Annotated in this window: 10 protein-coding genes and 1 pseudogene; 9 read left to right on the top strand and 2 right to left on the bottom strand. The window is 73.6% G+C overall.

Annotated features, from left to right (window positions below):
- Nucleotides 1-11: 11 nt before the first annotated feature.
- The 9 genes and pseudogenes from BJ961_RS15810 to BJ961_RS15770 all read left to right on the top strand — a co-directional run bounded on the left by BJ961_RS15810 (nucleotide 12) and on the right by BJ961_RS15770 (nucleotide 7781).
- The gene (locus BJ961_RS15810) at nucleotides 12-614 is read left to right on the top strand and encodes a DUF488 domain-containing protein (protein ID WP_271413466.1); all 603 of its coding nucleotides are present in this window, start codon (nucleotides 12-14) and stop codon (nucleotides 612-614) included.
- Between the two features lie 30 nt (nucleotides 615-644).
- Nucleotides 645-1573 (top strand): annotated as a pseudogene (locus BJ961_RS15805) (hypothetical protein).
- Between the two features lie 91 nt (nucleotides 1574-1664).
- Nucleotides 1665-2003 (top strand): SCO0607 family lipoprotein, encoded by a 339-nt coding sequence (locus BJ961_RS15800; protein WP_271413465.1) that lies wholly within the window; start codon nucleotides 1665-1667, stop codon nucleotides 2001-2003.
- Nucleotides 2004-2157: 154 nt separating this feature from the next.
- A complete protein-coding gene (locus BJ961_RS15795; RefSeq protein ID WP_271413464.1) occupies nucleotides 2158-3033 on the top strand; it encodes a hypothetical protein in 876 nt (291 codons plus the stop codon).
- A gap of 62 nt (nucleotides 3034-3095) precedes the next feature.
- Nucleotides 3096-3959, top strand: coding sequence for a DMT family transporter (locus tag BJ961_RS15790; RefSeq protein ID WP_271413463.1), 864 nt, complete (start codon nucleotides 3096-3098; stop codon nucleotides 3957-3959).
- Between the two features lie 125 nt (nucleotides 3960-4084).
- The gene (locus tag BJ961_RS15785; RefSeq protein ID WP_271413462.1) at nucleotides 4085-4834 is read left to right on the top strand and encodes a GntR family transcriptional regulator; all 750 of its coding nucleotides are present in this window, start codon (nucleotides 4085-4087) and stop codon (nucleotides 4832-4834) included.
- Between the two features lie 39 nt (nucleotides 4835-4873).
- Nucleotides 4874-5638 carry a sulfite exporter TauE/SafE family protein gene (locus tag BJ961_RS15780; RefSeq protein ID WP_271413461.1) on the top strand — a complete coding sequence of 255 codons (765 nt, stop codon included), beginning with the start codon at nucleotides 4874-4876 and terminating at the stop codon, nucleotides 5636-5638.
- Nucleotides 5639-5838: 200 nt separating this feature from the next.
- Entirely contained in the window at nucleotides 5839-7101 is a 1263-nt protein-coding gene (locus BJ961_RS15775; RefSeq protein ID WP_271413460.1) for an arginine deiminase, read from the top strand.
- A 221-nt stretch (nucleotides 7102-7322) separates the two neighbouring features.
- Entirely contained in the window at nucleotides 7323-7781 is a 459-nt protein-coding gene (locus tag BJ961_RS15770; RefSeq protein ID WP_271413459.1) for a hypothetical protein, read from the top strand.
- Here the strand turns inward: BJ961_RS15770 and BJ961_RS15765 are convergent.
- Nucleotides 7763-10180, bottom strand: coding sequence for a glycoside hydrolase family 65 protein (locus tag BJ961_RS15765; protein ID WP_271413458.1), 2418 nt, complete (start codon nucleotides 10178-10180; stop codon nucleotides 7763-7765). The genes BJ961_RS15770 and BJ961_RS15765 overlap by 19 nt on opposite strands.
- Entirely contained in the window at nucleotides 10177-12567 is a 2391-nt protein-coding gene (locus BJ961_RS15760) for a phosphoketolase family protein (RefSeq protein WP_271413457.1), read from the bottom strand. Before BJ961_RS15760 ends, BJ961_RS15765 begins: the two co-directional genes overlap by 4 nt.
- Nucleotides 12568-12843 lie beyond the last annotated feature (276 nt).

Here is a 12843-nt window from a genome sequence, read left to right as displayed (position 1 = left end):
AGACAGGAGGCATGAGCCCAGGCAGCGAGGGGGACTCGGATCGCATGTCCCCACCTCATCTGGTCACGTTCGGGCACGGCACCGCGGGCCGCGCCGAGCTGGCCGGACTGCTGCGCGACGCCGGTGTCACCTCCGTGGTCGACGTCAGGACCGCCCCCGGCAGCCGGCGCGACCCCGACCTGCTGCGCGACCGGTTGGCCCGGTGGATGCCCGAGGAGGGCCTCGCCTACCGGTGGGAGCGACGCCTGGGCGGGTTCCGCAAGCCCTCGCCGGACTCGCCGGACGTCGTCTGGCGCAACGCCTCCTTCCGGGCGTACGCCGGCCACACGCGCTCACCGGAGTTCGTCGCCGCCATGGACGAGTTGCTGGAACAGACGGGACGCGAGCGCACCGCGGTCATGTGCGGCGAGGCGGTGTGGTGGCGGTGCCACCGGCGCCTCATCGCGGACTTCGCCGTGCTGGCCCGCGACACCCCCGCGGACCACCTCATGCACGACGGCCGGCTGACGCCCCACTCCCCCACCCCGGGCGCACGGCTGCGGCCCGACGGCCTGCTCGTCTACGACGACGAGGAGGCGGCGGGGGCGGCCGCACCGGCGTCGGGGCGGACCTGAGCGGTCGCGGTCGAGAGGGAGGCAAGGACCATGCGGCGCAAGGGCGGACGTCGCCGGGAGGCGGACGGCCAGGACGGTGGTGCGGTCGAGGAGGTCCTGGACGAGCTCTACGCCATGCCTCCGTCCGGCTTCGTCTCCCACCGCGAGGAACGGGCCGCGGCCGCGAGAACGGCCGGGCGCAAGGAGGACGCCCGCCGGATCCACGCCGCCCGCAGGCCCACACTCGCGGCCTGGGCGGCGAACCTGCTGGCACGCTCCCGGCCGGAGGAGACCCGGCGGTTCCTGGAGTTGGGGCAGGCGCTGCGCGAGGCGCACCGCACCCTGGACGCCGCCGGGCTCAGGGAACTGTCGGCGCAGCGCAGGCACATCGTCTCCGTCCTGTCCGGGCAGGCCGCGCGACTCGCCGGCGAGGCCGGGCAGCGGCTGTCCCAGGCGGCGCGGCGGGAGGTCGAGTCGACGCTGCGCGCGGTCCTCGCCGACCCGGACGCGGCCGACCGGTGGGCCGGGGCGCGGCTGGTGGTGTCCCTCACCCCGCCGTCGGACTTCACGGCGGACGTCGCCCCGGCCGAAGCCGCCCCGAGGGCACCTTCCCGGGCCACGCCCGACACCCCGGGAAGGACGAACTCGCCGAGCGGCGCCGCGGGCGGCGCGACGAACTCGCGCGGGCCGAGCGGGAGGCCGGGCGTGCCGAGGAGCGGCTGCGGGACGCGCGGGCGGAACGGACGGACGCGCAGGAGGCACTCCGGCGCACCGACGACGCACTCGACCGGGCCCGCCGGACGGTGACCGCCGCCGAGGAGCGGCTGCGGGAGGCACGCGAGGAACTCGACCGGGCCGAAGGGGAGCGGCGGGGGGCCGGGGAGCGGGACCGTGAGACGGCGGCCGCGGTGACCGGGGCCGAGCGGGAGGCGCGGGCGAGTGCGCGCAGGGCGGAGCGTTTGGCCACCCGTGCCAGGTAGTACGACTCCTCCGATTGAGTACTCGTACTCATGAGGTGCTTCCCCCCGCCGGGGGACGCTTGCCGTACCAGCCAGCCACAGGGAGCCAATCATGTCCGGCATCAACCGAGTTCACCGCGTGCCGTCCGGGCGCACCGGCGGCGTCGCACGATCCGTCCGCGGTGCCGTCCTGGCCTGTGTCGCCACCGCCGCCGTCCTGACCGGTTGTTCCATGGAGGAGGCCAGTTGCGGCGGCGGAGAGTACCCGGTGATGACGATTGGTGGGACCGGCAGCGCGTGTGTGCCCAACGGCGAGGAACCGCCGAAGGGTTACACCCGGTATCCCGAGGGCAAGGTCCCGGAACACGTCGGCGACGAGTGGGACACCTACTGGCAGACACACACCGTCGACGAGAACGGGAAGGTCGTCGAGGTGCCCGAGGGCGGGTGAGGACCGGTCGTCCGTGTTCCGAACACACGCACTGGGTTGCGGCGGCACATACCATGACGGTGGCCATACGTGGTATACCGACTCGGCAGCGAGCAGGGTGTCAACCGCTGCTGCCAGTCAGCCTTCACGGCCGCGAATCGAGGAGAGTCAACCCATGTCCGAGAGCACGATGCAGTCCGCCACCGAACTGGCGTCGCAGTACAGCGTCCAGGTGACCGACGACCTGGAGCGCAACGTCAAGGAGCAGGAACGTGTCAGCGCGGAGATCACGGCACTCCAGCAGCAACTGGCCGCGCTGCAGCACGACCACGCCCTGCTGGTGAACATGCAGCAGGCGCTCGGCATCACCGCGCCGCCGCCCGGGTCCGCCACCGCGCCGGAGTCCGCGACCGGGACGGCCACCGTGCCCGCGCCCCGCGACGGCGCTCCCGCGGAGTCGGCCACGGGCGGGCGGACGCGGAACAGGAAGGCCGCCGCACCCAAGCGCGCCGCGGCCACCGGGTCGGCTGCCGCCAAGAAGGCGTCGAAGCCGGCGGCCGGGAAGGCCGCCGGGCCGGCGCGCAAGGCCGCGCCCAGGACCTCCGCCAAGACCGCCACCGGGACCGCCACCAAGACGTCCACCGGGACCACCGCCGAGGCCGCCGTCGCGACGCCCGCCGCGACCGCCGCCGGCAAGGACGCGAAGACGGCCGGCAAGTCGCCCGCCAAGGCCGCCGGCAAGACGGTGGCGAAGAAGGCACCGGCGTCGACCGCCGCCCGGCCCACCCTGGTCGAGCTGGTGCGCGGCCACCTCGCCGGGCAGAGCGAGCCGCGCTCCGCCGCCGAGGTCACCACGGCGCTGGGCGAGGCCCACTCCGGACGCACCGTCAAGACCACGGTCGTGCGCACCACCCTCGAAGGGCTCGTCGCCAAGAACCAGGCCCAGCGCACCAAGCAGGGCACCTCGGTCTACTACACCGCCACCGACGCCCCCGCGTCCCGGCAGGAGCAGGACACCGCGGCCGGGGCTCCGGCCGCGAACGGCAGCTGAGCACACCGGCACCCGGCCCGGCGCGGCGAGCGGCCGCCGGGAATCCGGGTGAGTATCGGTGGATGGCTTTCGTACTGCCGGTGCTCTTCGCACTCCTCGCCGCGTTCAGCAACGCGCTGGCCACCGTGCTCCAACGGCGCGCGGCGCTGAGTGTGCCCCAGACCCAGGGGTTCCGTCCGGGGCTGATCCTCGACCTGTTGCGGCGGCCCGTGTGGCTGGGCGGCATGCTGGCGGTCGTGGTGGCCGGCGTGGGGCAGGCGGTGGCCCTGGCGACGGGGCCGCTGTCACTCGTCCAGCCCCTGTTCGTGCTGGAGCTTCCGCTGGCGCTGCTGCTCGCCTCGCTGCTGACCGGCAACCGGCTGCCGGAGGTGGTGTGGCTCGCCGTGGGCGGCGTGGTCGTGGGGCTCGGTGTCGCGCTGGCCTCGGCGGCCCCGCAGGGCGGCAGGACCGAGGTGCCCCTGGACCGCTGGGTGCCGGCCCTGGCGGCCTGCGCCGGTCTGGTCGTCCTGCTGGCCGCGGCGGGCTTCAAGCGCCCGGTCGGCAAGGCACGCGCCGGTTGCCTCGGCGCCGCCACGGCCGTGTGCTACGCGCTGACGGCGGGCCTGATGAAGGACTCCATGCGTGTCCTGGACACCGACGGTCTGGTCGGCTTCCTGACCGCCTGGCAGACCTACGGGTTCGCCCTGGCCGGTGTGTGCGCCGTGCTCCTGCTGGAGCACGCCATGCAGGGCGGTCCGCTCGTCGCCTCGCAGCCCGCCCTCACCCTGGGCGACGCGACGGTGAGCCTCCTGCTGGGCGTGGTCCTGTACCGCGAGGACGTACGCGGCGACTGGTGGCTGCTGCCGCAGCTGGTCGGGGTGGCGCTGATCGTCGTGGGGGTGTTCAACCTGGCCCGGCGCGGCGCGGATCTGCGCACCGCCCAGTGAGCGTTCCCGCGGACCGGGTGGCGAAGTGCCCCGCACTCGCCACGAACCCGCAGGTCAGTCGTTTTCGCAGGTCAATATGGGTGGCGTAACGTCGGCGAAACAAGGTGCGGGTTACCGTGAGCGGCATGGACCAGCACGTGGGACGACCGCGCGCCGAGCGGGCCAGGCAGCTGGCCGACGTGCTCCGGCAGCAGATCACCGACGGCACCCCCGCCGACGGCGTACTGCCGGACGAGCGGATTCTGGGCCGCCGCTTCGGTGCCTCGCGCAACGCCGTGCGGGACGCCCTGGCACTGCTGCGGCAGGAGGGGCTGATCACGCGGCGGCGCGGGGTCGGGACGACGGTGGTGCTGTCGAAGTACGGTCACGGTCTTGAGCGGCTGACCGGTCTGGCCGAGGAGCTGACCGGGCGCGGCACGGTGACCAACGAGGTGCGGGCCGCCGCGGAGGTGCCCGTCCTGCCCGCCGCCATCGCCGCCCGGCTGGAGGTGCCGCCGGGAGCGGGCGGCGTGTACGTGGAGCGGCTGCGGTGGCTGGACGGGCTGCCGCTGTCGCTGGACAGCAGTCATCTGACCGCGGAGACCGGCCGTGCGGTGCTCGCCGGCGACCTGGTGGAGCGGGATGTGTTCTCCCTGATCGAGGAGGCGGCGGGCGCCCCGCTCGGGCGGGCCGAGGTGGCCGTCCACGCGGTCAACGCGGACGCGGACACGGCGCGGCTGCTGGGGATCGAGGCCGGGGCCGCGGTGTTCGCCCTGGAGCGGTTGACCCGGCTCGCGGACGGCCGGCCGGTGGACGTGGAGTCGATCCGGATCCGCGCGGACCGGATGACCCTGCGCTCCACCCTCCACCGCGGCGGGCCGCGGACCACCGTCTGACCGGGGCCGGACACCCGTGTGTGGGGAAGGAGGCCGGCGATGGCCGGTGTGAGTGTGCCCGTACTGATCGCGTTGGGGCTGCTGGGGCTGGTCGGCGGGATCGGGATCACGGCCGTCGGTCCGGGAGGTGTCCTGCCCACGATCGGCCTGTTCGCCCTCACCTCGCTGACGCCCGCGGAGGTGGCCGGTACGGCCATCGTCACCCATGTCGCCACGGGGGCCCTCGCCACCGCCGCCTACACCCGCTCCGGGCAACTGCGCGACCCGCGGACCCGGCGCACGGCGCTGGTCCTGGCGGTGAGCGCGCTGGCCGGTACCCCGCTCGGAGTCATGGTCAACTCCTACGTGTCGAAGCGGATGTTCGGGCTGGTGCTCGGCGTGTTCGTGGCGGGTGTGGCGGGCCTGGTGTGGTTCCGCGAGCGCCGCCGCCCGGCCGCGGCGCGGACACATCCCCGTACGGCGGTGGTGGCCGGGCTGGGTTTCGCGGTGGCCGTCGCGGCCGGTGTCGTGGGCATCGGCGGGCCGATGCTGACCGTGCCGCTGCTGGTGGCGCTGGGCGTGCCGGTGCTGGAGTCGCTGGCTTCGGCCCAGGCGCAGTCCGTCGTCATCGCCGGTGTGGGGACGCTGGGTTATGTGGCCCACGGTGCCGTCGACTGGCCACTGGCCGTGCTGGTCGGCGTCCCCGAGCTGGCCGGGGTGCTGCTGGGCTGGCGGATCGCGCACGCGCTGCCCACGCGCCATCTGAAGTACGCCCTGATCACGACCCTGTTCGCGCTGGCCCCGTACCTGGCCCTGCACGGCTGACCGGCGCGCGCCTCGCATCCCGCGTGCCCGGCGTCGACAAGATGCCCCGGGCCACCGCCTGAGGCACAGTGGTCACACTCGACGCCGGTGTGCTCGCGTACGCCAAGGCCGGGCGCCCACGGCGGGGGTACCCCTCGTCCCGGCCGGCTCCGTGGCCGGCGCGGTGCCCGGCCTCGTCCCGCATCCTTCAAGGAGGCCGTGTGACCAGCAACGAGAGCAGTGCGAGACCCGCGCTCGGCGTCCATTCCGAGGTCGGCAGGCTGCGCAAGGTGCTGGTGTGCTCCCCCGGACTGGCACACCGGCGGCTGACCCCCGCCAACTCCGACGACCTGCTCTTCGACGACGTCATGTGGGTGGAGAACGCCCAGCGCGACCACGCCGCGTTCGTCGGCGAACTGCGCCGGCGCGGCGTGGAGGTGGTGGAGCTGCACGACCTGCTGGCGCGGATCATGGCGATCCCGGAGGCGAAGGCGTGGCTCCTGGACCGGAAGATCACCGCCGACCGGGTCGGCATCGGCCTCGTCGACGCGACCCGCGCCTACCTGGAGACCCTGTCGCCCAGGGAACTGGCCGAGTACCTGGTCGGCGGGCTCGCCACCGGTGACCTGCCCGAGGACTTCCGCTCCCCGCACCTCGCACTGGCCCGCGAGGCCGCCGGCGCGCGCGAGTACCTGATGCCGCCGCTGCCGAACACCCTGTACACCCGTGACACCACCTGCTGGCTGTACGGCGGGCTCACCCTCAACCCGCTGCACTGGTCCGCGCGGCACGACGAGACGTTGCTGATGAAGGCGATCTACACCTTCCACCCCGACTTCAGGGGCTCGACGGTGTGGTGGGGCGACCCCGAACTCGACGGGAGCCAGGCGACGTTCGAGGGCGGCGACATCATGCCGGTGGGCAACGGTGTCGTCCTCATGGGCATGAGCGAGCACACCTCGCGGCAGGCCATCACCCAGGTCGCCGCCGCGCTGTTCCGCAGGGGGGCCGCCGAGCACGTCGTCGTCGCCGGGATGCCGAAGCTGCGGTCCGCCATGCACCTGGACGCGGTCTTCACCTTCGCCGACCGGGACGTGGTCACCCTGTGCCCTCCGATCATGGACGCGGTCCGCACCTTCTCGCTGCGCCCCGGTGACCGGGCCCCCGGCTTCGACGTCGTCGACGAGGGCACGACGCCCTTCGTCGACGTCGTGGCCAAGGCGCTGGGGCTGCCGAAGCTGCGGGTGGTGGAGACGGGCGGCGACGCCCACGCCGGTGAACGCCGGCCGTGGGACAGCGGCAACAACGCCCTCGCGGTGGAGCCCGGTGTGGTGTTCACCTACGACCGCGACACCCTGACCAACGCGCTGCTGCGCGAGGCCCGGGTCGAGGTCGTCACCATCGTGGGCGCGGAACTGGGCCGGGGGCGCGGCGGAGGGCACCGCATGACGTGTCCGCTGGTCCGTGACCCCGTCGGCCTCTGAGGTGCGGCGGCAGCACCCGGACGCCCGCTCCGGCCGCCGGCGGCACGGGACGCGCCGGGCGGGGTCGGACGGGCCCGTCGCCCGGTGGCGGGGCTGCTCGACCCGGCCGGGCAGCGTCCGCGCTGCTCCGTACGAGTGGTGCGTTCCGGAGCACGGCCGTACGGTCGGTACCGGAGGACGGGAAGCGGAGACAAGCGACCCCGAGACGGCCGGGAGCAGACATGGGCAGGAACCCGATGAGGGCAGCGGTCACACTCTGTGCCGCCGCCGCGCTCGCAGTACCGTTCGGCACGGCCTTCGCCGCACCGTCGGCGCAGCCGACAACTCGCACCCAGCAGACGCAGGACCCCGTACTGGTCGACTGCTCCGGGCAGCCGCAGATCGGGCCCGCGTCGTACGTACTGGCCTGCGGTGACGGCAACAGCCGCCTGGTCTCGATCACCTGGTACCGCTGGGACACGCACGCCGCGGTGGGCCGGGGCACCAACGCCGTGAACGACTGCGACCCCTACTGCGCCGCCGGCGCCTTCCACTCGTATCCGGTGACCGTGCGGCTCGACCAGCCCACGGCCGCGGGACAGGGCACGGGCGAGCCGCACTTCACCCGGATCACCCTCACCTACACCGACGGCAGGCCGGACGGGTCGCCCCGCACGGTCTCCTACCCCCTGCCCGGCTGACGGGCCGACGGGCCCGCCGGTCCGTCCGGCAGCACCAGCCGGCACGTGTCGCCCGGCTGGAGGCGCACCTCGCGGTCCGGCAGGCACACGTCGATCGGCAGCGGTCCGGCCGCGGGCACGGCGATCTCCAGTCGGCCGTGCTCCAGCCGGAACCGCACCCCCCAGTGGCCCTGGTAGCGGACGGAGAACCCGTACGACGACAGCTCCGGCAGCGGCACCGGGTCCAGCCACAGGGCGCCCGCGCGGGTCTCCAGGCCGGTCAGACCGCGCTGGACCAGGTCGAGGGTGCCCGCCATGGCGCCGAGGTGGATGCCCTCCCCGGTGGTGCCGCCCTGGAGGTCGGCGACGTCGCCCTTGAGCGCCTCCTGGAAGTACGCCCAGGCCTCGGCGCGGCGGGCACGGGCCAGGATCCAGCCGTGGACGAGTCCGCTGAGGGTGGACCCGTGGCTGGTGCGGGCCAGGTAGTGGTCGACGGTGCGCTGCCAGGTCCGCTCGTCGAGGCCGTAGCCCAACCGGCGGAACAGCGAGCGGAGTTCCGCCGGGGAGAACAGGTAGCCCAGCATCAGGACGTCGGCCTGCTTCGACGCCTGGTAGTTGTTGACGCTGTCGTTCTCGGCCTCCAGGACCCGGTCGAGGCGCCGGATGTCGCCGTACCGCTCGCGGTAGCCCTCCCAGTCGAGTTCGGCGAGTTCGCCGTACCCCTCGAACTGGCTGACGACGCCCTCGTGGAAGGGGACGTGCAGGGTGCGGGAGACGCTGTCCCACTGCTCCAGTTCCCCCTCGCCCAGGGAGGTGCGCTCGACGAGTTCGCGGCGGCGGGGTTCGGGCAGGTCGGCGAGGACGTCGAGGGTGCGGGACAGGACCCAGGCGGCGGTGACGTTGGTGTAGGCGTTGTCGTCGAGGCCCGGCCGGTCGGCGCCCGGGTAGGCCTCGTGGTACTCGTCGGGGCCGACCACGCCCCGGATGCGGTGCCGCCCGAGCCGTTCGTCCCAGGTGGCGGAGTCGGCCCAGAAGCGCGCGATCTGCAGCAGCATCTCGGCGCCCTTGGTGTGCAGGAACTCGGCGTCCCCGCTGGCCTCGCAGTACTGCCACACGTTGTACGCGATGGCGGAGCCCACGTGGTGCTGGAGGTGCGAGTGGTCCGGGAGCCAGCGCCCCGAGCGCGGGTTGAGGTGCAGCTGCTGGGTCTCCTCGCGGCCGTCGCTGCCGCTCTGCCAGGGGTACAGCGCGCCCCGGCGCCCGATCGCGCGGGCGGAGTGGACGGCCCGCTCCAGGCGGCGGTGCCGGTAGTGGAGCAGGGCGCGGGACACCTCGGGGAAGTGCAGGTTCAGGTACGGCAGGACGAACAGCTCGTCCCAGAAGACGTGGCCGCGGTAGGCCTCCCCGTGCAGTCCGCGCGCGGGGACGCCCACGTCGAGGTCGGCGGTGTGCGGGGAGAGCGTCTGGAGCACGTGGAAGAGGTGCAGGCGCAGGATGCTGCCGGCCTCCCCGGGTACGTCGAGGTCGGCCCTGCGCCACAGCTGGGCCCAGGCGGTGCGGTGCGTCACCAGCAGGTCGTTGAAGCCGGGGGCGTCGGCCACCCGGTCCACCGCGGCCTGGAGCGGGTCGCTGATGGCCGGGTCGCGTGAGGTGTGCAGGGCGACGACCTTGTCGACGGTGGCGGTGCGGCCCGCCTCGGCGCGCAGGGTCGTGCGCTGGGTGACGCTCAGGTGCCCGCGTGCCGCGGTGACGGGCGCGGCGGCGGTGGTGGTGCGGGCGGCCATGCCGACCCGGATGTCGGAGGTGCGGGTGCGGCAGCGCAGCCACACCGTGCCGTCGTCGGCGCTGCCGGTGTGCACGTGGACGAGGTGGCGGCCCTCCAGCTCCCGGTAGCGCGGCACCCCGGAGTTGGTGACGCCGCCGTCGAGGGCCGCCTCCACCTCCAGGTCGACCGGTCCGGCGTCGACCGTGAACTCCGTGCGCAGGGCGGCGAGATGGGGGTCGGCCATGTGCACCAGGCGCAGTTGGCGCACGGACAGCACGCCTGCGGCGCCGAGCCCGAAGCAGGTGCGGCGCTCCAGGACGCCCGAGTCCAGGTGCACGGTCTGCCGGTGGTCGAGCACCTCGGCGGTGTCCGGCGTGAGCCAGTCGCCTCCGGCGGCCCTGAAGCGCAGGGGCAGCCAGTTCGGGAGGTTGACCATGTCCTCGTTCTCCACCTGTCGTCCGGCGACGGTGGAGGTGAGGCGGTTGTAGCAGCCGGCGACGTAGGTGCCCGGGTAGTGGGTGTCGTCCGCGTCGCACTCGGGCAGGGCGCCGCGGGTGGCGAAGTAGCCGTTGCCGAGGGCGCACAGGGACTCGCGCAGCCGCTCCTCCGCGGGGTCGTAGTGGTCGTAGTCCCAGGTCGACGGGGTCGCGGTCACCGCGAGCCCTCCCAGGTCCAGTCGGCGACCTCGGGCAGGTCCACGCCGTGTTCGCGGATCCAGTCGTGGTGCCGCAGCCGGGTGTCCTCCATCCGCTGCCGTACGGCCGCCGCGCGCACGGCGAGGCCGGGGACGCGGTCGATGACGTCCATGACGAGGCGGTAGCGGTCCAGGTCGTTGCCGACCACCATGTCGAACGGGGTGGTGGTGGTGCCGATCTCCTTGTAGCCGCGCACGTGCAGGTGCGTGTGGCCGGTGCGCCGGTAGGCGAGCCGGTGGATCAGCCAGGGGTACCCGTGGTAGGCGAAGATCACCGGCTTGTCGGCGGTGAACAGGCCGTCGTACTCGAAGTCGCTCATACCGTGCGGGTGTTCACCGCTGGGCAGCAGGCGGGCGATGTCCACCACGTTCACCACGCGTACGGCGAGTCCGGGCAGGTGCTGGCGGACCAGTTGGGCGGCGGCCAGTACCTCCTGGGTCGGGACGTCGCCCGCGCAGGCGAGCACGACGTCGGGTTCGCGGGTGCCGTCCTCGGTGCCGGCCCAGTCCCAGATGCCGGCGCCGCGCGCGCAGTGCGTCCGGGCCTGCTCCATGGTCAGCCAGTCGAAGCAGGGCTGCTTGCCGGCGACGATCACGTTGACGTAGTCGCGGCTGCGCAGGGCGTGGTCGGCCACCGAGAGCAGGGTGTTGGCGTCCGGCGGCAGGTAGACCCGGACGGCCTCGGGACTCTTGTTGAGGATGTGGTCGACGAAGCCGGGGTCCTGGTGGGAGAAGCCGTTGTGGTCCTGGCGCCACACGTGGGAGGTGAGGAGGTAGTTGAGGGAGGCGATGGGTGCGCGCCAGGGCAGGCGGCGGGTGACGCGCAGCCATTTGACGTGCTGGTTGACCATCGAGTCGACGATGTGGACGAACGCCTCGTAACAGGAGAACAGTCCGTGCCGGCCGGTGAGGAGGTAGCCCTCCAGCCAGCCCTGGCAGGTGTGTTCGGACAGGATCTCCATCACGCGGCCGTGCCGGTCCAGGTCCTCGTCGACGGGCAGCGTCCGCTCCTGCCAGGCCTTGCCGCTGGCGGCGTAGACGGCCTGGAGGCGGTTGGAGGCGGTCTCGTCGGGGCCGACGAGCCGGAAGTCGCGCCGGTCGGTGGTGGCGTCCATGACGTCCCGGAGCAGGTCGCCGAGGACCCGGGTGGGTTCGTGCATGCTCGCGCCGGGTGCGTCGACGGGGACGGCGTACGTGTCGAGCGGGGGCAGGGGCAGTTCCCGCAGCAGCAGTCCGCCGTTGGCGAAGGGGGTGGCGCCCAGGCGGCGCGGCCCCTCGGGGACGGCGGCGAGGACCGCGGGTCGCGGGGCCCCGTCGTCGTCGAAGAGTTCTTCGGGCCGGTAGGAGCGCAGCCACCGCTCCAGCTGCGCGAGGTGGTCCGGGTTGGTGCGCACGGCGGGCAGGGGGACCTGGTGGGCACGCCAGGTGCCCTCCACGGGGACTCCGTCGACCTCGGCGGGGCCGGTCCAGCCCTTGGGGGTGCGCAGGACGATCACGGGCCAGCGGGGGCGGCCGGTGGCGCCCTCCTCACGGGCGGCCCGTTGGATCGCGGCGATCCGGTCCAGGGCGGTGTCCATGGCGTGGGCCATGGCGCGGTGGACGGCGGCCGGTTCGTCGCCGGTGACGTGGACCGGGTCGTGGCCGTAGCCGCGCAGGAGTTCGTCGAGTTCGGCCTCGGGGAGGCGGGCGAGCACCGTCGGGTTGGCGATCTTGTAGCCGTTGAGGTGCAGGATCGGCAGGACGGCGCCGTCGTGCACCGGGTCGAGGAACTTGTTGGAGTGCCAGGACGTCGCCAGCGGGCCGGTCTCCGCCTCGCCGTCGCCGATCACGCAGGCGACCGTCAGGCCCGGGTGGTCGAAGGCTGCGCCGTAGGCGTGCGAGAGCGCGTAGCCCAGCTCGCCGCCCTCGTGGATCGAGCCCGGCGTCTCGGGTGCCACGTGGCTCGGCACGCCGCCGGGGAACGAGAACTGCTTGAACAGCCGGGCCATGCCGGTCGCGTCCCGGGTGATGTCCGGGTAGGTCTCGGTGTACGAGCCCTCCAGCCAGGCGTTGGCCAGTACGGCGGGGCCGCCGTGGCCGGGGCCCCAGACGCAGAGGGCGTCGAGGTCACGTGCCTTGATCACCCGGTTGAGGTGGGTGTGGACCAGGTTGAGTCCGGGTGAGGTGCCCCAGTGGCCGAGCAGGCGCGGTTTGACGTGTTCCGGGCGCAGGGGTTCGGCCAGCAGGGGGTTGGCCATCAGGTAGATCTGGCCGACGGCGAGGTAGTTCGCGGCACGCCAGTGGACGTCCAGGCCCGCGAGCTCTTCGTCGGTGGGCCCGGGCGGCGCCTGCTGCGGGTCGACGGACATCGGGGGTCCTTCCGTGTCGGGACAGCCGGTCGGGGCGCACGGGCACGGGGTGCCCGTGCACATCCCAACCCTGCGCCGACCGGGCGGGTACCCGAGAGGGCCGTTCGGGTCACCCCGCGTACCGAACGGACCACGCGGCGCCGATACCGCGGGGCAGGGGGCGACGGTGCGTGACGAGAGCGGCACGGCCGTCACCGGCGCCGACCCCGGTGTCGACCGTGCCGGGCCCCTTGTACCCCGACTTCGCCGTTCCACACAGGAGTTGTCGAAGGCGGG

The sequence above is a fragment of the Streptomyces lienomycini genome (genome assembly GCF_027947595.1).
In the GTDB taxonomy this organism is placed as follows: Bacteria; Actinomycetota; Actinomycetes; order Streptomycetales; family Streptomycetaceae; genus Streptomyces; species Streptomyces lienomycini.
Note: the sequence above shows the minus strand (reverse complement) of the source record. Positions and strands in the feature narration are given on the sequence as shown.

Excerpts from the sequence above, each read along its gene's own strand:
- BJ961_RS15795 (WP_271413464.1), top strand. The coding sequence starts at position 2,158 with ATGTCCGAGAGCACGATGCAGTCCGCCACCGAACTGGCGTCGCAGTAC.
- BJ961_RS15780 (WP_271413461.1), top strand. The coding sequence starts at position 4,874 with ATGGCCGGTGTGAGTGTGCCCGTACTGATCGCGTTGGGGCTGCTGGGG.
- BJ961_RS15800 (WP_271413465.1), top strand. The coding sequence starts at position 1,665 with ATGTCCGGCATCAACCGAGTTCACCGCGTGCCGTCCGGGCGCACCGGC.
- BJ961_RS15785 (WP_271413462.1), top strand. The coding sequence starts at position 4,085 with ATGGACCAGCACGTGGGACGACCGCGCGCCGAGCGGGCCAGGCAGCTG.
- BJ961_RS15790 (WP_271413463.1), top strand. The coding sequence starts at position 3,096 with ATGGCTTTCGTACTGCCGGTGCTCTTCGCACTCCTCGCCGCGTTCAGC.
- BJ961_RS15770 (WP_271413459.1), top strand. The coding sequence starts at position 7,323 with ATGGGCAGGAACCCGATGAGGGCAGCGGTCACACTCTGTGCCGCCGCC.
- BJ961_RS15760 (WP_271413457.1), bottom strand. The coding sequence starts at position 12,567 with ATGTCCGTCGACCCGCAGCAGGCGCCGCCCGGGCCCACCGACGAAGAG.
- BJ961_RS15810 (WP_271413466.1), top strand. The coding sequence starts at position 12 with ATGAGCCCAGGCAGCGAGGGGGACTCGGATCGCATGTCCCCACCTCAT.